This window comes from Amycolatopsis orientalis, from assembly GCF_000943515.2.
Classification (GTDB): Bacteria; Actinomycetota; Actinomycetes; order Mycobacteriales; family Pseudonocardiaceae; genus Amycolatopsis; species Amycolatopsis orientalis.
Map to the genome: position 1 here is coordinate 7,706,894 of NZ_CP016174.1, position 20,300 is coordinate 7,727,193.

Sequence of the window (20,300 nt, forward strand, 5' to 3'; positions counted from 1 at the left end):
CACGATGCCTTCACCCCGCCCCCACTACGCGACCGCGCCCTGCCCCGAGCCGCGCCGTCCCGGCCTCCACCGGGACGGCGCGGAACTCGTGACGGCTCACGGGTAGAGCGTCATCCCGGGATCGAGCGCGATCTCGGTCAGCTGTTCCAGGGTGAGGGGCGGCACCGGGCTGTCCGGTTTCCGGTCCCGCTTGGCGTCGACGGTGTTCGCGGCCTCCAGGACCACCCCGATCTTGTCGGCGCGGGAGACGTCGACCCGGTGGATCGTCGGCCCGCCGCGCACGGTCAAGGTGGCCGCCACGATGACCTCACCCTTCGGACCGAACGACCGCCGGCACACCTGTTCCATATCCACGGGTGCCTGGTCCGCACAGTCGGCGGGCAGGTTCAGGCGGCCGCCCATCCGCCCCAGAATCGCTTGGACGCTCCCCTTTTTCCCCGAGAGGACCGTGGCCGCCCCCGCGAGGAACTCGTCCTCGCCGCCACTGCACACGCCACCGCCGTCGTTGCTCACCGGCCTCGCCGAATGCACGACCTGCAGCGGTCCGCGCCCGGGTTCTCCCACGGGGTAGGCCACCGCGTTGGGCGCCAGTGTCGTGCCCGCCGCGAGCCGGGCGGTCACCGCCGCGGACAGCACTCCGGTGAGCCGCGTCGTCGCGTCGGCCGGTTTCTCCGTCGGCACCGGGCCCATCAGGGTGGGGATCTTGCAGGGTTCCGGCAGTTCCGGCGCCGAGGACGGTGGAGCCGCCGCGCGCACCGTGCCGAATGATCCGGGTGCGAGAACGAAAGCCGCTCCGACGGCGACGGCGGCCACGCCCGCGGCCGTCACGACCCAGGGGTTCGGCCGGAGCCAGGCCGTCTTCCGCTCCCGCGCCATAATTGCATCGACGTCCACAGTGGACGGAGGGGCCGCGCCGATGATCTCGTCGATCCGTTCCTTGGTCATCTCGATCTCCTTCAGCTCAGAGTGGTTTCGGCCAGCCGCGCCCGCAACGTGACGAGGCCCCGCGCGGTCTGGCTCTTCACCGTTCCCGCCGAACAGCCGAGGATCGCGGCCGTCTCCTCGACCGACAGGTCGCAGTAGATGCGCAGTACGACAGCGGCCCGGCGCCGCGGCGGCAGGGCTTCGAGCAGGGCGAACAGCTGCGCCCGGTCCAGTACCGCCGAATTCGGCTCCATCGCCGGTTCGGGCAGATCGCCCGACAGCTCTTCCCGCCGCCACGGCCTGCCGCGCTCGTCGAGCCAGGTGCGCACCAGGATCCGGCGTACATAGGCGTCGAGGTGGTCGACGCCGCTCGCCCGCTTCCAATGCCGGTAGAGCTTGGCGATCGTGATCGACACCAAATCGTCCGCGAGATGCCAGTCGCGGCAGAGCAGATAGCCCGTCCGCCGCAGTACCTCCATCCGGGACGTGACGTACTCCCGGTACGCCGTTTCGTCGGACCGCTTCACCCAGGCCTCCCATGGTTTTCCCTCACACCTCCTACAACCGGGGGTGAGCGCGCCGGGGTTGCCCGAAATGGCCCGGGAACCCGGAGAGTGCCATAGAGTCGGGCGATGCCCGTGTCGTTGATGCCGCTGTCCCGTGAGAACGTCCGCGCGGTCTGCGAGCTTCGCTTGGCCGAGGACCAACGCCATCTCGTCGCTCCTGCCGCCTACACCGTCGCCGAAGGCAATTACGAGCCGGACGCGATCCTGCGGGCCATCTACCACGACGACACCCCGGTCGGCGTCCTGCTCGTCGAGGTCGAGAACGGAACCCCGCACCTGGTCAGGTTCATGGTCGACGCGGACCACCAAGGCCGCGGCATCGGCGGCCGCGCGGTCGAACTACTGGTGGACGAACTGCGCGCGGGTGGCTGGAAGACCCTGGAGACCAGCGTCGTACCGGTCAAGGGCGGCGCCGAAGGCTTCTGGCGCCGCTGCGGTTTTCAGGGCACCGACCGCACCCACTACGGCGAACCGGTCTTCGTTCGACCGCTGTAGCCCCGGAACCCGATCGGGAACACCATGAAGATCGTCATCGCCGGCGGCCACGGCAAGATCGCTCTGCGGCTGACCCGGCTCCTCACCGAACGCGGCGACTCCGTCGTGGGCATCGTGCGCAACCCGCGCCACGTCGACGACATCGGCCGGGCGGGCGGGGAAGCCGTCGTGCTCGACCTCGAACAGGCCACGGTGGACGAGGTGGCGGCCGCCCTGGCCGGCGCGGACGCCGCCGTCTTCTCGGCGGGCTCGGGCAACAGCGCCGCCTCCGCACGCCGGGACAAGATGGACCGGGCCGCCGTCGTGCTGGTCATGGACGCGGCCGAAAAGGCCGGTGTGCGGCGGTTCCTGCACGTCAGCTCCATCAACGTGGGCGGTGCCGACGACAGCGGCATCGGCGAGGGGTACGCCACCTACCTGCGGGCCAAGCGCGCCGCCGAAGAGCACATCTTCGCCCGCGAGAACCTCGACTGGACGGTACTGCGGCCCGGCGTGCTCACCGATGAAGACGGCGACGGCACCGTCGAACTCACCGCCGGGGACAGGATCGGGCCGAAACGGATCCGGTCCGACCAGGTCGCCAGGGACGACGTCGCCGCCGTGCTCGTGGCCCTCCTAGACCGGCCCGACACCGCCCGCCGTATCTACGTCGTGGTCGGCGGCGAAACCCCGATCGAAAAGGCGATCGACGGATAGCTCGTCAAGCCGTGAAGAAGTCGACGAGTGCGCGGGCGATCCGGCCGGGAGCGTTCTCCGTGGGAATGTGGTCCGCTTCCGAAATCCGGATGAGCGTGGTGTGCGGGATCTCCGAAGCGAACTTCTCGGCGTACTCCACCGTCTCGAATTCGTCGTCCTCGCCCCAGATCAGCAACTTGGGTGTCGTGGACCGCTTCAGCGCGGGAATGAGTTCGAGGGTGTAGCGACTTTCGGCCGCACCCGCCAGGGCCACCCAGGAGCGGCGGACCCGCGGGTCGGTCCACGGGTCCAGATAGTCGGCGATCAGCTGTTCGGTGGCGGCCCCGCCCAGCGCCGACGCCACGGCCCGCCGCCGGGCGGCGAGGAGATCGTCGCCGGTGACCGCCGGGTCGCGGAACCGGGCCACATGGGGCGCCGGCCAGGAGTCGTAGGTGACCGAGTTGACCAAGGCCAGCCGGGACACCTCCAGCTGCCCGCGGACGAGGAGATGCTGGGCGATGGCGCCGCCGATGTCATGCGCCGCCACGGCGATCGGCCTGGAGATCCCCATCGCGGACGCGAAGCGCGCCACCCACTCCGCGAGGGCGGGGACGGTGGCCGTTTCCAGGGTGAGCTCGCCTCCCGAGCGCCCCAGTCCGGGGAGGTCGACCGCGATGGGCCGCAGCCCCGCCTCCGCGAGGCGGCCCAGCACCGGGAGCCAGACCCGGCTCCAATACGTTCCGTGCAGCAACAGCACGACAGGGCCGTCCCCGCCGGCGGTCAGGTAGCTGGCCGATTCGCCGTCGACCTGGACTTCGCTCCTTCGCACGCTTGTTTCGGTGGTTCCGCTCATAGGCCCACTGTGACCGGAGCCCGGCTCACGGCCGAGAGTCTGAAAAGACATCTTTGGGTACTATCCTGCCACCAGCCCAGCGGCAGATCGGGCGACCTCCGGCCCCTTGCTCAGAGGTCCGCCTTCAGCTTCGCGTTGGCGTCCTTGACCAGCACCATCACGTCCTGATGGAGATCCCATGCGGCCTCGTCGTATCCGGCGAGGCGCAGGTCGGGCGCCTCCAGTGCGCGTTGCACCGCCCAGCCGGGCGAGCTGAGCGAGATGCCGTACCCGTCGTTGCCGGCGTAGTCGTTGTAACCGAACCCGCAGGCCTTGTACGCGGCGAGCATGCGGTCGGTGGCACGCGCGTCCAGCCCGTAGTCCTTGCCCGCCTCGGCGCGCATCGCCATCCGGCGGCCGTGCGTGGTGACCACCGCGACACCGCCGGGAGCGAGCGCGCGAGAGAAGTACCGCAGCAGCGGACCCCAATTCGGGGCATCGAGATGGGTGAGCACGGAACCGCACCAGAGCAGGTCCACATCGGTGACCTGCTCGATGTGGTCGACGTCCGGAGCACCGATGACCGCCCGCGCTCCGAACGCCTCGGCGCAGCTGGCCAGCGCCGCGGGGTCCATGTCGCACGCGATCAGCTCCGCCGACGGGAAGGCCGCGCGCAGCGAACGCATCACCCGGCCGTAACCACACCCGAAGTCCAGGATCCGCTTGGGCTCCGGCCGCCCGCTGACCTGCAACGCGGCGAGTACGGCGCGCAACGCGTCCTTGGACACGCTCATGTAGTGGTCGATGTTGTTGCCGGCGAACATGCTGTCTCCGTCGGCGATCGCTGTGCTGACCTTCGCCATGATGTCGGCGACGGTCTCGTCCAGCGTCTCGTTCATTTGCCCCCCTGGGTCGGTCCCGCACGGCAGCGTCTTCGGCAGGCCGGCCCGCCAACCGTATCGGTTCTCGACCTTGCGTTGGGCGGACTGCCGCTCGAATTATTCTGTTTCATCGGTATTTCATCGGCGCTCATTACCGTTCATCCGGTAATTCGACAGCGGGGAGAAACCGATGAAAAAAGGCAGAGCACGCTTACTCGCGACGGCCGTCCTGTCCGTCGTCACCCTGGCAGGCGCGATCGCCGGTGCGGGGGCGGCGCAGGCGGCCGCGGCCCGGCCGGACGGGCCGTGCGGGCCGGTCATGTTCGTCGTGCCGGGGTACCAGGACGGCGGCGCCCAGAAGCTGCTGGACCCGGCGCTGGCGCCCGGTGGCGCCGATCCGGTGCGCATCCCGTACCCGAACGGCGCGGGTGACATCAATCTGTACGCCGACGTCGACGCCGGCGTCGCGAACCTCAGGACCGCGCTTTACAACCTCTACGTCACCTTCGGCTGCGACCTCGACACCAAGGTGTACATCGTCGGGTTCAGCCTCGGCGCGCTCGTCGCGGGGACCGTGCTGGAGACCGAGCCGCCCGGGCGCAACATCCAGGGTGTCCTGTTCGCCGACGGGCGGCGGCAGCCTGTGGAGTCGAACTGGCCGGGTGACCCCGGCGGGCTGATCGGGCATCTGCCCGTGCCCGGGCCCGGCGGCGCCGGTTTCCGGCCGCTGGACTCGTTCCGCTATCCGACGCTGAGCCTGTGCAACGGCCCCAATTCGGGTGGCGGGGCGGATCTGATCTGCTTCGGCGGCACTAATCTGGACAGCTATTTCACCTCGCACCCGTACTACAGTTTCGAGGTGGGCAACGAGCTGAACATTCACGGCGAAGGACCGTACCCGAACAACCTGCGCAACCGCGTCATTCCGTAACCCGTCGCGGCACGATCCACACCGTCGCCGGTGTGTCGCCCGGGATCCCCGGGCGGCGCACCGGCTGCTCGTCGCAGGTTACGAGCGTCGAGATTGTGGGTTCCACCAGGGGTTGCTCGGCCGGCCGAGGTTCTGCACGAGTGGGCAGGCCGGATCGAACCTGCGAGCAACTCCGCGGCGAGCCGAGACTCCAGAGCAACCCGATTTGTCGGCGGGATTGTCTCCGCTGCCGCACTCCTTTCCGCGTGCAGCGGGAACAATGTCGCCGGGAATGGTTCTCCGGTGAAGAACGCGGCGGTCGCCGGGCAGGCACCGGTGGGTGGCGCCCAGGGTGCGGCCACCGGCGGAACCGGCGGCGCGGCGGAGGGCGACGTCAACTGCAGTGAGCAAGGCGGCCAGGTCGGCGCGCCGGGGCGGCCGAAGATGAACCTGATCGCGGTGGCCGCCACCGACGGCACCAAACCGGGCTGCACCGAGGCGTTCACCGTGATCACCGAGTACTACCAGAAGCTTCCGCAGGCCGAGGGGCCCGGCGAGCGGGTGCTGGACGTCCAGGGGAAGTGGACCTGTGCCCGGCAAGCGGGTTCCGCGGGTGGCCAGGGTGCGGTGGTCTGCGGCGTGCCCAACGATTCCCTGCAGCTGGAGACCAGGCCCTCGGGCGGTACCGGGAAGGCACCTGACCAGCAGGCCCGCAAGTTCCCGAACTCCACGCAGCGGGTGCGGTTCAGCGGGTACGACGCCGTCGTGCGGATGGTGCGCTTCCAGCTGATCGATGACACGCGGAGCGGCCAGACCTACCGGCTTCCGCTGCAGGAGGGCGGCCAAGTGTTCAGCGCGGCCACCCTGTGCCCTGGCGAATCGGTCACCGTCGACGACGAGGGCTACGGCGACTTGCCGTGCGGGCAGGACCAGCTGATCCAGCAGCTGCGGGAAGGTAACCCGGTGCTCGCGAAGATCAGCGTGAACGGCGACGACGAGATCACCATGGTCAAGGAGATCTACCGCCCCTGACCCGACGGGGTGAGTTCGTTGGCGGCTGGCCGTGAAGGCCTCCTTGAGGGACCCTGAGTCCCTCAAGGAGGCCTTCACGGCCAGCTCGGACCATCGCCACCAGGCTCAGCGGGAGCGCGAGTGAGGGTTGGTTGTTGGCGAGTAAGGCAAACTTGGCGTGTTGCGTGCGCTATCGGCTCGCGCCGCGGTCTGATGTCTCCAATGTGGCATTGGGGGCGCTCAGCGTCTCCAATGCCACATTGGAGACATGCTCGGCTCCCGGAGTCTTCACCGAGGTGCCGCGGCTTCGGGAGAACGCGCAGTCGGGGGTGTCGGTCACGACAACTTTGCCTTACCCCTCAATAGAACCATCATTACCACTCACGAGACCTGGCCCCGTCGAGAAAGGTGCTCCCCGTGTTGATCCGTGACGTCCGCCCGTGGGGTGGACAGCGCAGCGACGTCGAGGTGGCCGACGGCCGGATCGCCGCGGTGCGGCCGCACGATCCCGCCGTCACCCCCGCGCCGGACACGGTCGAGGGGCGCGGGCGGCTGCTGTTCCCGTCGTTCAGCGACGTGCACGTCCATCTGGACTCCACCCGCATCGGCCTCCCGTTCCGGCCCCACACGGGCGCGCCGGGCGTATGGGCGATGATGCTCAACGACCGCGAGAACTGGCGCGACGCCGAGGTTCCGCTGCCCGAGCGCGTCGCCGGGACGCTGGAGCGCATGATCGCCAACGGCACCACGCGGGTGCGCAGCTACGCGCAGGTGGACGTCGACTGCCGGCTGGAGCGGCTCGACGCCGTGCTCGCCGCGAAGGAGCGGTTCGCCGGGCACGCGGACGTCGACGTGATCGCGTTCCCGCAGGCCGGGATCCTGCGCGAGCCCGGCTCCGCGGACGTGCTGGAGGCCGCGCTGCGCTCGGGTGCCGCGGTCGTCGGCGGGATCGACCCGTGCTCGCTGGACAGGGACCCCAAGGGACATCTCGACATCGTGTTCGGGCTCGCGGAGAAATACGGCGTGGAGGTGGACATCCACCTGCACGAGCCGGGGCACCTGGGCGTGTTCTCGACGGATCTGGTGATCGAGCGGGTGCGTGCCCTGGACATGCGCGGCAAGGTGACCCTGTCGCACGCGTACGGGCTGGGTTCGGTCTCGGAGGCGGTGAGCCGCCGCCTGATCGACACGTTCGCGGAGCTGGACATCGCGATGGCGACCGTCGCGCCGTCCGTCGACGGCCAGCTGTCCCTCGCGGACCTCACGACGGCCGGTGTGCGCGTCGGCCTGGGGGAAGACGGCCAGCGGGACTACTGGAGCCCGTACGGCAACTGCGATCTGCTCGACCGCACCTGGCAGCTGGCCTTCACGCACGGTTTCCGCCGCGACGACCTGATCGAAATGGCACTGGCCGTCGCGACGACGGGAGGCGCGTCGATCATGAGCCACGACGTCCCGCGGCTCATGGGTATCGCCGACCGTCCCGGCGTTGGCGTGGGTGACCGCGCCGATCTGCTGCTGGTGGACGGCGAAACGCCGACGAGCGCGGTGATGGACCGCGGCAAGGATCGCACGGTGCTGCACGACGGCGTCGTCGTGGCGGACGGCCTGTCGGTGGTGAGCCGCTGATCGGCCCGCCCGGCCAGGGGAGATCCTCGGGGCGTTGCCCTTCAGTTCCATCCTTCCCGGTGAAGGGGCATGATCTTCCGCGCGTCGAAGGGAAGCGCTCCCGGGGATGGTAAGGATGTCGGTCAAGGATCCCGAGGAAGAAGACGACACCGCATGGCGAACCCCCTGATCGCTGAACGCCAGGATTCCACCAAGGGCTACTCCGGCGTGCCGTTGCTCGAGTCGGCGAACGACCTCAAGGAAGGCATCGAGAAGGGCGACTGGGCGTCGGTCGCGATGGGGGCCGTCGGCACGGCCCTCGACGCGCTGTCGATGGCCATGGACCCGTTCGGCTCGATCCTCGCCGCGGGTGTCGGCTGGTTGCTGGAGCACGTCGGCCCGCTCTCCGACGCGCTCGACGCCCTGACCGGCGACGCGGACCAGATCAGGGCACAGGCCGAAACCTGGGCCAACGCCGCCAAGGAACTCGGCGCCATCGGCACGGACCTGACCGGCATGGTCGAGGCCGACCTGCAGTCGTGGACCGGGACCGCCGCCGATCAGTACCGGCAGCGGACCAAGGACATGACCGACGTCCTCACGGCCGCGCAGAAGGGCTGCGAAGGGGCGTCCAGCGGGGTCAAGACCGCGGGTGAGGTCGTCGCGGCCGTCCGCACCCTCGTCCGCGACATCATCGCCGAACTCGTCGGCCACCTGATCAGCTGGGCGCTGCAAGTGCTGTTCACCCTCGGCATCGGGCTGACCTGGGTGGTGCCGCAGGTCGTGACCGCGGTCGCCAAGACCGCCTCGAAGATCGCCGACATCACCACCAAGCTCGTCAAGGCGCTCAAGGGCCTGATGCCGCTGCTGAAGCGGGCCGACACGCTTTTCGACGACGCCGCCAAGGCCATGCGCAAGCTCCAGGGCGGCAAGGTGGACACCCCTCCCCCGGTCAAGACCAAGGACCGCGGGCTCGACAACGGCAAGGACAAGAACGACGAGAGCACCACCTCCTCCGGCGCCGGCCACGACGGCAAGGGCGACGGTGGCGGCAAGAACGACGGCGGTGGCAACACCGGCGACAAGGGCAACACCAAGCACGACAACGAGCAGACGAACGCCAGCGGCAGCGGCAACGGTGGCAATGGCGGCAGCGGCGGGCGGGGCGGCAGCCGCGACGACTCCACCAAGAAGGACGGCGACGCCGACCGCTCGATCCCGTCGGATTCCAAGAACTACTGCGGCGACCCCGTCGACGTCGCGACCGGCGAGGTCGTCATGACCCAGGTCGACGTGACGTTGCCCGGCGACGCGGCGGACCTGGAGCTGTCCCGCACGCATCTGTCGTCCTACACCGCTGGCCGGTGGTTTGGTCCATCATGGACGTCCACAGTGGACCAGCGATTGGAAATCGGCGGCGACCGGATCCGATTACACTCCGAAGACGGCATGGTGCTGGACTTTCCCTTCCCCGCGGGAGAACCTGTGCTGCCGCGGCAAGGCCCACGCCACCGGCTGCACCGCACGCCGGACGGCTACCGGCTCTCGACCGGCGATCGTGAGCTGCACTTCGCCGGTACCGCCGGCATCCTGCCGCTCACGGCCATCGAGCAGGACGGCGCCCGCACCGAATTCGACTACGCCGCCGACGGCACGCCCGTGAAGCTCCGCCGTGACGACGGTGTCGAACTCGTGATCAGCACCGCGAACGGGCGGATAGTCGCCTTCGGCGCGCCGGAACAGGTACCGCTGGCGCGGTTCTCGTACAACCGGCACGGCCAGCTGAGCGCCGTCCTGGACTTCGCAGGCCGTCCGATGACCCTCGACTACGACTTCGGCCACCGGCTCGTCGGCTGGCGGGATCGCACGGGCACCTGGTACCGGTACGTCTACGACGACGCCGGCCGCTGCGTCCGTGCCGTGGGGGCGAACGGGTACTACAACGCCACGTTCGCCTACGAGCCCGGCGTGACCCGGCACACCGACGCCGTCGGCCACACGTGGACCTACCGCCTCAACGACGCCGACCAGCTGATCGAGCGCATCGACCCACTGGGCAATTCCCGGCGCTACCAGTGGAACCACCGCGGCGAACTGCTGTCCCAAGTGGACGAACTCGGCCGGGAAACCGGCTACGAGTACGACGAGGACGGCGAACTGGTGGCCGTCAACCGCCCTGGGGGATCCACGGTGCGGCTGGCGCCCGCCGACGGCGGCGAGGTCCGGCTGCGGGCGGGCGACGGGGAGACCGAACGGGTGGTCCCGGCGTTCGACCCGGCCACCACCCTCGTCGGCGCCGGGCTGCCGGTTGCCATCCCCGACGCGCCCGATCCGCTCGGCGACGCGCCCGTGACGGACCGCTCGGTCCGCCCCGGCGATCGCGATCCGTACGGCCGCCCTCGTGTGGTGCACACGGCCTCCGGCGGCACGGTGAAACTCGGCTGGACCATCGACGGCCGTCGTGCCTGGCGGCTCGGGCCGCACGGCGAGCGCGAGACGTGGGTGCACGACGCGGAAGGCCAGGTCGTCGAGTACCGCGACGCGACGGGTGCCGCGCGGCGCCGGAAGTACGGCCCGTTCGGCCTCGTGCTGGAGGAGACCGACGCCGCGGGCGGGCGCACGCTCTACGGCTACGACGGGGAGTTGCGGCTCAGCTCGGTGACCAATCCGAACGGCCTCGTCTGGCGGTATGTCCGTGACGCCGCGGGCAGGCTCGTGGAGGAGGTCGACTACGACGGCCGCCGGATCGGTTACGCCTACGACGCGGCGGGGCAGCTGCGCCGCATGACCACCGGCCTTGGCCAGGTGACCGAGTACGACTACGACCTCCTGGGCAACGTCGTGGCACGGCGTACCCCGGACGACGTGACGCGGTACGAATACGACGCGCTCGGCAGGCTGACCGTTGCCGAGAACGCCGAGTCGCGGGTCGAAATCCTCCGTGACGGCACGGACTCCGTCGTCGCCGACACGATCAACGGGCTCGGCGTGTGCTGGCGCTACGACGGCGAGACGCTCGTCCGCCGGACATCGTCCGGAGTGGACAGTGAGTGGCGCTTCCACGCTTCGGGGCTGCCGCGGTCTCTACGGATCGCCGGGCACGAGGTCGCCTTCACTTACGACGACGCCGGACGCGAGATCAGGCGCGATGTCGACGGGTCCGTGGTGCTCCGGCGTCGATTCGACGCGGAGGACCGGCTCGCCGAGGAAGACGTGGCGGGCGTCGGGACCCGCACCTACGGCTACCGCCCGGACGGCAGGCTCGCCGCGGTCGGCGACGCGATCCGGCCGTGGCGGTTCTCCTTCGACAGCGCCGGAAGGGTCAGCGAGGCGCGCGGCCCCGCCGGTGTGGAGCGGTTCACCCACGACGCGGCGGGCAACATCACCTCGGCGGTGACGCCGTCGCTGCCGGGACCGCGGATCTACGACCGCAACCTGCTCGTCTCCGCCGGCGAGACCCGCTACGGCGCCGACGAACAGGGCAGGGTCACCGGTTGGCAGCACGCCGACGGGTCCTGCGTCCTCACCTGGGACCACCTCGACCGGCTGCGCTCCTCCCAGACGTCCGACGGCGCGCTCTGGACCTACCACTACGACCCGCTGGGGCGGCGGTTCGCCAAGCGCCGCTGGACGACCGGGCCGGACGGCGAACCCGAGCTCACCGTGGACGTCCGGTTCCTGTGGAGCGAGATGACCCTCGTCGAGCGGGTGGAACACCGTCCCGCCGACGGGTCCTATCGGTTCCTCACCTGGGAACGGTATGACGACGATCGCCCGGTCGTGCAGGTCGAGCACACCGGCGCCGTCGGCCAGGCGCGGTTCCGGGCGGTGATCACGTCGCCCGCGGGGACACCGACCGAACTGCTCGACGAGCGGGGCACCCCGGTCTGGCGGGATCGCAGCAGTTTCTGGGGCGCGCCGGTGCCCGGCGCCGATCCCGCGGCGATGCCGCTGGCGTTCCCCGGCCAGTACCGCGACGAGGAAACCGGGCTGCACTACAACGTCTTCCGGTATTACGACCCGCGGACCGCGCGCTACCTCAGCCAGGATCCGCTCGGGCTCGCGGCCGCGCCCAACCCCGTCGGCTATGTCGGCCAGCCGCTGCTCGCCGGCGACCCGCTCGGCCTTGTCGGCTCCTGCGGCAAGAACGGGCCGGGCAGCCAGTCGCGGCCACAGCCGGTCGGTTCCGGCGGGCAGAATCCGCCGTTGCGGAGGAGCCCGCGGAAACCGCCTGTCCGCGTCGACAAGATGTCCAAAGAGGAATTCGAGAAGTTCAAGCCGAAGCTCGACGAGATACTGAAGGCGGACAAGCACTTCTTCTGGTCCGGCGGCCACAAGAAGCGCAAGCGCGGGGAAGAGGACGAGTACCTCGGCTCGGTCGAGGAGAAGGCCACCAAGATCGCGAAGCAGAACGGTGGCAACACCCTTGAGGGAACCCTCAAGGACAACAACATCACGATGCCCGGGTGGATCAACGATCCGAAGGACCCGAGGAAGCCGCTCGTCCAGGAGAAATGGGACTACGTCTCCGAAACCTTCGCCAAGAACTCCAACAAGGACACCCATGTGGTGTTCCCCAGCTGGCCGGGCAAGGGACACGACATCTACCCGCACCGCCGCGACGACAACGTGTTCAAGGTGACCGAGTACCCGCGGCTCGAGGCGAGCGGGATCGACCACATCACCAAGCACAACGCCGAAACCGGCCACACCCGGCCGTACCGGCACACGAAGTGAGGCGGGTCGTGAGCGGTACTTACGTTGGAACCGTGTCTCAGGTGCCCACTCCCCAGCCCGGTCCGTGAAGGCCTCCTTGAGGGACTCTGGGTCCCTCAAGGAGGCCTTCACGGACTTGATGATCGCCACAGGCGCAGCGGCTGTGCCGGGGGCCGTCAGTCGAGGATCTGGACGTATCCGTCGGTGCCGTTGACGCGGATCCGCTGCCCGTCCCGGATCAGCCGGGTGGCCCCTTCCAGGCCCACGACGGCGGGAAGGCCGTACTCCCGCGCGATCACCGCCCCGTGCGTCATCAGGCCGCCGACCTCGGTCACCAGGCCGGAAACGGCGACGAACAGGGGAGTCCAGCTGGGATCGGTGTAGGCGGTGACCAGGATGTCGCCCGCTTCGAGGTCGGCCTGCGCCATGTCCACGACGACCCGGGCCCGGCCTTCGACGGTGCCCGCCGAGACCGCCAGACCGGCCAGCGCGCCGGGCGGGGCGTCGTCACGCCGGTAGTCGCCGGTGAGGGCTTCGCCGTCGGAGGTGAGGACCCGGGGAGGGGTGAGCGCCTCGTAGGACCGGAACGCTTCCCGCCGCTTCCGGATGAGTTCGTGGTCCACCTCTCCTGCGCGCACGACGTCGTGGAATTCCTGCAGCCGCAGGTAGTAGAGGTCCTCCCGCTCCCGAAGGACACCCTTCCCGACAAGGCGTTCGGCTTCCCGCAGCAGCGCCTGCTTGTAGACGAAGTAGCGGCTCACCATGCCGTACTTGGGATACTCCCGGTAACCGGCGAAGGTGCGGACGCGGTCGATCATCCGCTTCGTCTCCGCAGCCTTCTCCTCCCCGCCGGGCAGTGCCCGCAACCGCGTCAGCAGTTCTTGTTCTTTCCGTTGTGCCTCTTGGAGTCCCTGTTCGAAACGTCGCTTGCCCGCGCCGGGTTCGAAGTTCTTGATGTTGCCGAGGACGAGCGGCACGAGCGTGGCCGGGCGTTCGCTCCAGCGCGTCCTGGTGATGTCGATCTCGCCCGCGCAGCGCATGCCGTACTCGTCGAGGTACTCCTGGATGGCGTCCCTGGCCTCCTGCCCGCCTGCCAGGCTCGGCAGGTCGTCCAGGAAATCGTCCCGGCCGTCGTCGGCCACCTTCCGCAGGAACTCCACGACCTCCCCGTGCGGCCGGATCCTGTCCGCGACGTCGAGCAGCGCCAGCCCCATCTCCGAAGTGACGTTGTGCGGCACGGACTGCGTGAGCACGTCGGCCGCGTTCTTCTCCCCCAGCCACTCCCCGAGGTTGTCGTTGAGCCACTCCGACGTGTCCATCCCGGCCATGATCGCCTGGTGGCTCCGCGGCTCGAACAGAAGCCGCCGCAGTTCGGTGAGGTCGTCGAAGATGAAGTCGAGCAGCGCCGGGCCGGACAGGCCTTGGATCTCCCGGCGCAGCGTGGCCACCGATTCCTGGTTCCGCGCGATCAGGTCGGTGACGATCGCCGGATCCGTCTCGATCGGGGTGGGCGCGGCGCCGCCGGGTCCGGCAGGACCGCCCTCGTCCGGGACAGAACGGATGAAGTCGCCGCGGTCGAGCACCGTCCGCAGCGCGTCCTGGATCAGCGGGTCGGACTTGCCCAGCGTCCCCATGATGCTCGCGCGACCGGCGGACGTCGCCAGAATGGGGGCCACGTCGACGAACAGCCGGCCACCGGCCTCGGCCATCGGCCGCGGGGTCGTCAGCTGCCAGAGCGACAGCCCCAACGGCTTCATCGCGTCGGTCATCATCTGCTGGTGCCCCACGGAGATGTAGACGTGGTTCTCCTGGTCATCGACCTGCGGGAGCGGGAACAGCGTGGTGATCGGGCGGCTCTGGACGACGTCGATGTCTTCGCCCGTCAGGCACCATTCGATGTCCTGAGGTCGCCCGAAGTGCGCTTCGATCCGTCGTCCCAGCGCCACCAGCCGCACGACCTGCGCGTCCGTCAACGCCGGCCGCGTCTGCCGCTCCGGTGCGACCGGTGTGTCCTGGGTGCCGCCGTCCGGCGACGCCTGGACGGCCCGCTGCTTCGTGGCGATCGACGTCGAGACGACCTCGCCGTCGTGCACCGTGTAGACGTCCCCGTTCACCAGACCGGAGACCAGCGCCTCGCCGAGCCCCCAGCCCGCCTCCACGGTGGCGACCTTCCGGTTCGACGTCACCGGGTCCGCGGTGAACAGGATGCCCGCCGCCTCGGGGAACACCATCCGCTGCACGACCACGGCCATGAACACGCTCCGGTGGTCGAAGCCGTTGTGCAGCCGGTAGGTCACCGCCCGTTCGGTGAACAGCGAGGCCCAGCACCGCCGGATGTGCCGGAGGACGTCCTCGGTGCCCACGATGTTCAGATACGAGTCCTGCTGGCCGGCGAACGACGCCGTCGGCAGGTCCTCGGCCGTCGCGCTCGACCGCACCGCGCAGGCGGCCCCCTCCCCCAGCCGGGCGACCGCTTCGCCGATCTCGGCCACCAGGTCGTCCGGCATCGTGACGCCTTCGACTGCGTCGCGGATCTCCGCGCTCACCGTGGCGATGGCCGCGCGGTCGTCCGGCGACACGCGGGAGAGCCGGTCGAGTCGATCACCGATCGCCGGGGTCCCGGCCAGGATCTTCCGGTACGCGTCCGTCGTCACGCAGAATCCGTCCGGGACGCGGACACCGTCGATCCGCGAGAGTTCACCGAGATGCGCTCCCTTTCCGCCGACCTCCGCGAGGTTCGTCCGGTCGATCTGCCCGAAACCCATCACATAACCCAATTCGCCAGCTCCATCGTTCGTCGGTCGGTCGCGCGACGGGCAGTATGGAACAAATTCCGGCGCTTCATGAGGTGCGCGAATCTGGTATAACCTGAAAGGGGCGGGGGAATTCGGCCCTCCTCGGCGGTGTCCTCATCGACCGGCTTCCCGCCCGCGCCTGGTTCGCCTCGGGAAACCTCGCCACCGCAGCGGCGATCGTGATCTTCGTCACCACGCCTGACCCATACGGGGTGGCGGTTCCCCAGCCGACCGCACCGGCGATCAATCGGACGCCGACTCGGCTTTACTTGTCCTTTGTGGACAACACTGGTCCACCCCTGCCTCATGAGGCAGTCAAGGTAGTGAAGGCCTCCTTCACTACCTTGAGGGTAGGTAAGGGGACCTTCACGGCATTGAGCCGATCGCGCCACATCTGCCTTCCGCTTAAATGTCCCGGGAAAAACCACCCTTCCGCCGGGTGTCCTCCGGTTGAATGGTCACGAAGTCCCCGACAGGTGAGGAGATCTCGTGCGGAGAGCTAGAAGGCTGGGGGCACTGGCCGTTTCGGTACTGGCGGCGACGACCGCGTTGGGCGGACCCGCGTCGGCCGAGACCGTGCCGTCGTTCCATACCTCGCTCGACCCCGCCGCGGTGCGGGAATCTGTGCAATACCTCGTCCGGACCTACCAGGTGGACGAGCAGGAAGCGTTACGCCGCCTCGAATTGCAGACGGACGGTATCAAACTGGACGAGCTGCTGAGCCGTGATCGCGGCGCGGAGTACGGGGGTATGTGGCTCGACCAGGGCAAGGGCGAGCTCGTGGTGGCCATGACCGAGCCGGCGGCGGCCGAGCCGTATCTGAAGGCGATGCCCGATCGGTCCGGCGTCCGTACGCAACGGGTCCAGCATTCGTTGCGGCAGCTGACGGCGGCGAAGGAACGCGTCGCGGCGAAGGTCGGTGCGGGGCCGGAAGCGGTTTATCTGCCGGCGGTGAGTGAAGCCGAGAACCGCGTCGTGCTGTGGGAACGCGCTTGGGTGGCGCGGGAAAGAGTGTCCACGCGCGTGGCTTCCGAAACCGACACCGCTCGCCGGGCGACGGCGGCGGAATCCGGCATGGTCGTCTCCCGTGTCCTGGCGAATCCGAACGCGCTGTCCACGCCGAATGTGGACCTCGGTTTCTGCCATCCGCTCTACTGCAGCAAATACGGCCCCATGCGGGGTGGCCTCCGGCTGGACATGAAGCGGGACGACGGCACCTGGGGTGGCTGCACGAGCGCCTTCAACCTGCGGTCCACGGGGGGCGGTTTCCCCGGCAAGGGCTGGGTTCTGACCGCCGGTCACTGCATGCGGACCAAGACCAACAACACGCCGACCCAGCACAACGGCAACGATGTCGTGCAGCAGCACGGTATCGAGAAGAGTTCCTACCCGTACGACTACGCGGCGCTGCCGTACGTGAACGACGCGGCGGCCACGAAATGGCTCGAAGGCCAGACGGGGCGCAACCGGGTGCTGAAGTACTGCCGCAACGGTGGCATGGACAGCAACAGTGACACCCCGTGCGGCCAGCAAGCCACCTCGGTGGACGAGTACATCACCGGCACCCACAAGCTCGCCGAGATCAAGGCGGGCTGGGTCGTCTGCGCCGGCGGGACGGCGTCGAGCGCGGTGAACTACCCCGATTCCGTCGACAGCGGCGCGGGCGCGGGCTACCTCGTCGGCACCCGCTGCGGCCGCGTCCTGTCCACGGACGTCGGCATCAACACCGATCTGTGCGCCCGTCCCGGCGACAGCGGCGGACCGCTGTTCAGCCAGGCCGATCACACGGCGCTGGGCATCCTGATCGGCAACCAGCAGTCCCGGTCGGGCCCGTGCCAGGCCGGGGAACTGAACAACTACGCGCCGATCGAGACGATCATCACCGATCTCAGCGAGCGGATCGCCAGCCAGGGCTCGAAGTTCGCGGTCATCACGGCTCCGAACGGCTGACGGACTCGTGAGTGGTAATGACGGTTCTAACCGTCATTACCACTCACGACCCGGCTTGCGGCCTAGACCAGGCCCAGTTCCCGTGCCCGGACGCCCGCCTGGAACCGCGATTCGGCGCCCAGCGCGGCCATCAGCTCGGCGACCCGGCGCCGGTAGGTGCGCACGCCGAGGCCGAGGGACCGCGCGGCGGCTTCGTCCTTGACCCCGCTGCCGAGCAGGTCCAGCACCGCGGGCGCGAGCTGCCGGATTTCGGAGACGCGCGCGTCGAAGACGGCGAGATCGGTGGCCGATCGCCAGGCCGTCTCGTACAGCGAAATCACGCCCTGAACGGTTTCCGGCTGGGTGATGACGCTGTAGCCGCGCTGCCCCGCGACGAGGTCACCGGCCAGGATCACCAGCCTGCCGTCCATGATGATCGTCTCGTTGAGGTCCTCGGTGGTGATGCGGATCTGCGCGCCGAACCGGTCGCGCCGCCGGGCTAGTTCCTGCGCGGACACCGAGTCGAGCAGCACGCCGGACCGGTAGATCTTGCGGATCCGCAGGTCACCCGCACGGCGTTCCGCCGCCGCGGGGACCTCGTCCGACCGGCGGTCGGCCACCCAGGTCGCGAGGTCGTTGGCGGCGCACGCGAGGTCCGTCACAGTGGCGAACAGATGCCCCACCCGCCGGAACAGCTCTTCCTCGCCTTGTACGACCGTGACCGCGTCGCCCGCCCGAGTGAGGCCGTCATTCGTCCGCATACCCCGATACTGCCCCAGTGTCGTCGTCCGCGACCAGGTGGCAGCTTGTTGCCATTTCCTGACTTCCGGCTTCCCCGTCACGACTCTGGTCGGCATGACGAACCTTCACGACACCGCACCGTCCGCCGACGCCGGCACCTGGCGGCTCGGCGACCTCACCGTCAACCGCGTCGGCCTCGGCGCGATGCGGTTGACCGGGATGCCCTGGGACGAGAAACCCAAGAGCCGCGACGGCGCGATCGCGGTCCTGCGCCGCGCGATCGAACTCGGCGTCGACCACATCGACACCGCGTCGTTCTATTTCACCCCCACGCGTTCGGCGAACGAGCTGATCAGCACCGCGCTCCAGCCCTACCCCGAAAACCTGGTGATCACCACGAAGGTCGGCCCCGGCCGTGACCGCGACGGCGAGTTCGCGTTCGCGCGGCCCGACCGGCTCCGCGGTCAGGTCGAGGAGAACATCCGCCAGCTCGGGCTCGATCACCTCGACGTCGTCAACCTGCGCTGGGGCGCCGCGATGGGCAAGGAAACCGGTTCGCTGGCCGAACACTTCGGCGTGCTCGCGGACCTGCGCGAGGCCGGGCTGATCCGGCACCTCGGCGTCTCCAACATCGTGGCCGACCAGCTGACCGAGGCCATGGCGATCGCGCCGGTGGTCTGTGTGCAGAACCGGTACGGCCTGACCGACCGGGAGGACGACGCGCTGCTCGCACTGTGCGCCGAGCACGGCATCGCGTTCGTGCCCTTCTTCGCCGTCACGACCGAGGTTCCCGGCGCCACTCCGCGAGCGGGCGACACCGTTCCCGGCGAGGCCGCGGTCGCCGAGGTGGCCGCCGCGCACGGCGCGACCCCGGCCCAGATCCGGCTCGCCTGGACGCTGCACCGCGGCGACCACGTGCTCGCCATCCCCGGCACCGGAGACCCCGCCCACCTGGAGGAGAACGTCGCGGCGGGCGCGCTCCGGCTCGGCGAGGACGAGCTGGCGCTGCTCGACGCCGTCGGGACCTGAGGCCCGCTACCGGTCGTCCGCCCGCTTGCCGCTCCGGCGGCGGGCGGCGGTCGCCGTGGCGAGGGTCTGGAGCACGTTCTGGGTGGCGGCGATGTCGATGCACGCGTCCGTGATCGACTGGCCGTAGGTGAGCGGCTGATCGGGGTGCAGGTCCTGGCGGCCCGCCTTGAGGTTGGATTCCAGCATGACACCGGCGATCCCGCGCTGGCCGGTCCTGATCTGCTGGGCGATCTGCTCGGCGACGACGGGCTGCTGGAGGTGGTCCTTCCGGCTGTTGTCGTGGCTGGCGTCGATCACGACCCGGCGGGGCAGCCCGGCGTTCTGGAGCGTGGTGAGCGCCGCCCGGACCGAGGCGGGGTTGTGGTTGGGCGCGCTGTTCCCGCCGCGCAGCACGAGATGGCAATCGGGGTTGCCGACGGTGTGCAGGATCGCGGGCAGGCCGCTGGGGTCGACGCCGGGGACGACGTGGCGTGCCTCGGCGGCGCGGATCGCGTCGACCGCGACGGTGACATCGCCGTCGCGGCGGTTCTTGAAGCCGACGGGCATCGACAGACCGCTGGCGAGCATGCGGTGGTTCTGGCTTTCCACGGTGCGGGCGCCGATCGCGCCCCAGGAGACGGTGTCGGCGAGGTAGGCCGGAATGGTGGTGTCGAGCCATTCGCTCGCCGTGGGCAGGCCGCCTTCCGCGAGTTCGAGAAGGAGGTCCCTGGCGATGCGCAACCCGTGGTTGACGTCGCCGCTGCCGTCGAGATGGGGATCGTTGATGAGCCCCTTCCAGCCGCCGACCGTCCGCGGCTTTTCGAAGTACACGCGCATGACGATCACGAGGTCGTCGACGAACCGGGCGCCGATGGCGGCGAGGCGGTCGGCGTACTCGAGTGCCGCGGCGGGGTCGTGGATGGAACAGGGCCCGGCGATCACGATCAGCCGGTCGTCCTCACCGTTGAGGACACGGACGACGGTTTCGCGGCCTTCCCGCACCGTGTCGGCCGCGGTGGCGCTGAGCGGGAGTTCATGGTGCAGGAGGGCGGGGGTGACCAAGGGGACCATCCGGTCGATGCGCTGGTTGTCGAGATCGACCGCGGCAATGGTTGTCATCACAGATATCCAAGGTTTCTGCCGGCCCGGCCGGCGGTCTCGGGTGAACGACGAAGAAGGAACGTGGAAAAGCCACAACGGACTTCGATT

15 protein-coding genes are annotated in these 20,300 nt (G+C 69.4%); 8 read left to right on the forward strand and 7 right to left on the reverse strand.

Annotation, left to right across the window (positions count from 1 at the left end; all coding sequences use genetic code 11):
- Positions 1–96 precede the first annotated feature (96 nt).
- Together SD37_RS33520 and SD37_RS33525 are read right to left on the reverse strand one after the other, a co-directional pair.
- The gene (locus SD37_RS33520) at positions 97–945 is read right to left on the reverse strand and encodes a hypothetical protein (protein WP_044851256.1); all 849 of its coding nucleotides are present in this window, start codon (positions 943–945) and stop codon (positions 97–99) included.
- Between the two features lie 11 nt (positions 946–956).
- Positions 957–1,451: a SigE family RNA polymerase sigma factor gene (locus SD37_RS33525; protein ID WP_044851257.1), complete on the reverse strand. Its 495-nt coding sequence runs from the start codon at positions 1,449–1,451 to the stop codon at positions 957–959.
- A gap of 105 nt (positions 1,452–1,556) precedes the next feature.
- On the opposite strand from SD37_RS33525, the gene SD37_RS33530 reads away from it, so the two are divergent.
- Together SD37_RS33530 and SD37_RS33535 are read left to right on the forward strand one after the other, a co-directional pair.
- Positions 1,557–1,985, forward strand: a complete 429-nt coding sequence (locus SD37_RS33530; protein ID WP_044851258.1) for a GNAT family N-acetyltransferase — start codon at positions 1,557–1,559, stop codon at positions 1,983–1,985.
- A gap of 24 nt (positions 1,986–2,009) precedes the next feature.
- Positions 2,010–2,681 (forward strand): NAD(P)H-binding protein, encoded by a 672-nt coding sequence (locus SD37_RS33535; RefSeq protein ID WP_044851259.1) that lies wholly within the window; start codon positions 2,010–2,012, stop codon positions 2,679–2,681.
- A 4-nt stretch (positions 2,682–2,685) separates the two neighbouring features.
- Here SD37_RS33535 and SD37_RS33540 read toward each other — a convergent pair whose 3' ends face one another.
- Both SD37_RS33540 and SD37_RS33545 read right to left on the reverse strand, forming a co-directional pair.
- The gene (locus SD37_RS33540) at positions 2,686–3,513 is read right to left on the reverse strand and encodes an alpha/beta fold hydrolase (protein WP_044851260.1); all 828 of its coding nucleotides are present in this window, start codon (positions 3,511–3,513) and stop codon (positions 2,686–2,688) included.
- Positions 3,514–3,623: 110 nt separating this feature from the next.
- Positions 3,624–4,391 carry a class I SAM-dependent methyltransferase gene (locus tag SD37_RS33545; protein ID WP_044851261.1) on the reverse strand — a complete coding sequence of 256 codons (768 nt, stop codon included), beginning with the start codon at positions 4,389–4,391 and terminating at the stop codon, positions 3,624–3,626.
- Between the two features lie 172 nt (positions 4,392–4,563).
- Between SD37_RS33545 and SD37_RS33550 the strand changes: the two genes are divergently transcribed.
- The 4 genes from SD37_RS33550 to SD37_RS33565 all read left to right on the forward strand — a co-directional run bounded on the left by SD37_RS33550 (position 4,564) and on the right by SD37_RS33565 (position 12,639).
- On the forward strand, positions 4,564–5,304 hold the full coding sequence (locus tag SD37_RS33550; protein ID WP_037311140.1) for a lipase family protein: 741 nt from the start codon (positions 4,564–4,566) through the stop codon (positions 5,302–5,304).
- Between the two features lie 216 nt (positions 5,305–5,520).
- Positions 5,521–6,315, forward strand: coding sequence for a hypothetical protein (locus SD37_RS33555; protein ID WP_145927002.1), 795 nt, complete (start codon positions 5,521–5,523; stop codon positions 6,313–6,315).
- Between the two features lie 396 nt (positions 6,316–6,711).
- Entirely contained in the window at positions 6,712–7,923 is a 1,212-nt protein-coding gene (locus SD37_RS33560; protein WP_044851262.1) for an amidohydrolase family protein, read from the forward strand.
- Between the two features lie 153 nt (positions 7,924–8,076).
- Positions 8,077–12,639 (forward strand): DUF6531 domain-containing protein, encoded by a 4,563-nt coding sequence (locus SD37_RS33565; RefSeq protein ID WP_052674912.1) that lies wholly within the window; start codon positions 8,077–8,079, stop codon positions 12,637–12,639.
- Between the two features lie 155 nt (positions 12,640–12,794).
- Here SD37_RS33565 and rph read toward each other — a convergent pair whose 3' ends face one another.
- Positions 12,795–15,383 (reverse strand): rifamycin-inactivating phosphotransferase, encoded by a 2,589-nt coding sequence (gene rph, locus SD37_RS33570; protein WP_044851263.1) that lies wholly within the window; start codon positions 15,381–15,383, stop codon positions 12,795–12,797.
- Positions 15,384–15,902: 519 nt separating this feature from the next.
- On the opposite strand from rph, the gene SD37_RS33575 reads away from it, so the two are divergent.
- The gene (locus SD37_RS33575) at positions 15,903–17,363 is read left to right on the forward strand and encodes a trypsin-like serine protease (protein ID WP_174567874.1); all 1,461 of its coding nucleotides are present in this window, start codon (positions 15,903–15,905) and stop codon (positions 17,361–17,363) included.
- Positions 17,364–17,425: 62 nt separating this feature from the next.
- Here the strand turns inward: SD37_RS33575 and SD37_RS33580 are convergent, their stop codons facing one another.
- Complete coding sequence (locus SD37_RS33580; protein WP_044851264.1) at positions 17,426–18,103, reverse strand: helix-turn-helix domain-containing protein; 678 nt, start codon at positions 18,101–18,103, stop codon at positions 17,426–17,428.
- Between the two features lie 94 nt (positions 18,104–18,197).
- On the opposite strand from SD37_RS33580, the gene SD37_RS33585 reads away from it, so the two are divergent.
- Positions 18,198–19,112 (forward strand): oxidoreductase, encoded by a 915-nt coding sequence (locus tag SD37_RS33585; protein ID WP_044851265.1) that lies wholly within the window; start codon positions 18,198–18,200, stop codon positions 19,110–19,112.
- A 6-nt stretch (positions 19,113–19,118) separates the two neighbouring features.
- Here SD37_RS33585 and SD37_RS33590 read toward each other — a convergent pair whose 3' ends face one another.
- The gene (locus SD37_RS33590; protein ID WP_145926798.1) at positions 19,119–20,210 is read right to left on the reverse strand and encodes a 3-deoxy-7-phosphoheptulonate synthase; all 1,092 of its coding nucleotides are present in this window, start codon (positions 20,208–20,210) and stop codon (positions 19,119–19,121) included.
- Positions 20,211–20,300 lie beyond the last annotated feature (90 nt).

Excerpts from the sequence above, each read along its gene's own strand:
- SD37_RS33520 (WP_044851256.1), bottom strand. The coding sequence starts at position 945 with ATGACCAAGGAACGGATCGACGAGATCATCGGCGCGGCCCCTCCGTCC.
- SD37_RS33530 (WP_044851258.1), top strand. The coding sequence starts at position 1,557 with ATGCCCGTGTCGTTGATGCCGCTGTCCCGTGAGAACGTCCGCGCGGTC.
- SD37_RS33535 (WP_044851259.1), top strand. The coding sequence starts at position 2,010 with ATGAAGATCGTCATCGCCGGCGGCCACGGCAAGATCGCTCTGCGGCTG.
- SD37_RS33540 (WP_044851260.1), bottom strand. The coding sequence starts at position 3,513 with ATGAGCGGAACCACCGAAACAAGCGTGCGAAGGAGCGAAGTCCAGGTC.
- SD37_RS33545 (WP_044851261.1), bottom strand. The coding sequence starts at position 4,391 with ATGAACGAGACGCTGGACGAGACCGTCGCCGACATCATGGCGAAGGTC.
- SD37_RS33550 (WP_037311140.1), top strand. The coding sequence starts at position 4,564 with ATGAAAAAAGGCAGAGCACGCTTACTCGCGACGGCCGTCCTGTCCGTC.
- SD37_RS33565 (WP_052674912.1), top strand. The coding sequence starts at position 8,077 with ATGGCGAACCCCCTGATCGCTGAACGCCAGGATTCCACCAAGGGCTAC.
- rph (WP_044851263.1), bottom strand. The coding sequence starts at position 15,383 with ATGGGTTTCGGGCAGATCGACCGGACGAACCTCGCGGAGGTCGGCGGA.
- SD37_RS33580 (WP_044851264.1), bottom strand. The coding sequence starts at position 18,103 with ATGCGGACGAATGACGGCCTCACTCGGGCGGGCGACGCGGTCACGGTC.
- SD37_RS33585 (WP_044851265.1), top strand. The coding sequence starts at position 18,198 with ATGACGAACCTTCACGACACCGCACCGTCCGCCGACGCCGGCACCTGG.
- SD37_RS33590 (WP_145926798.1), bottom strand. The coding sequence starts at position 20,210 with ATGACAACCATTGCCGCGGTCGATCTCGACAACCAGCGCATCGACCGG.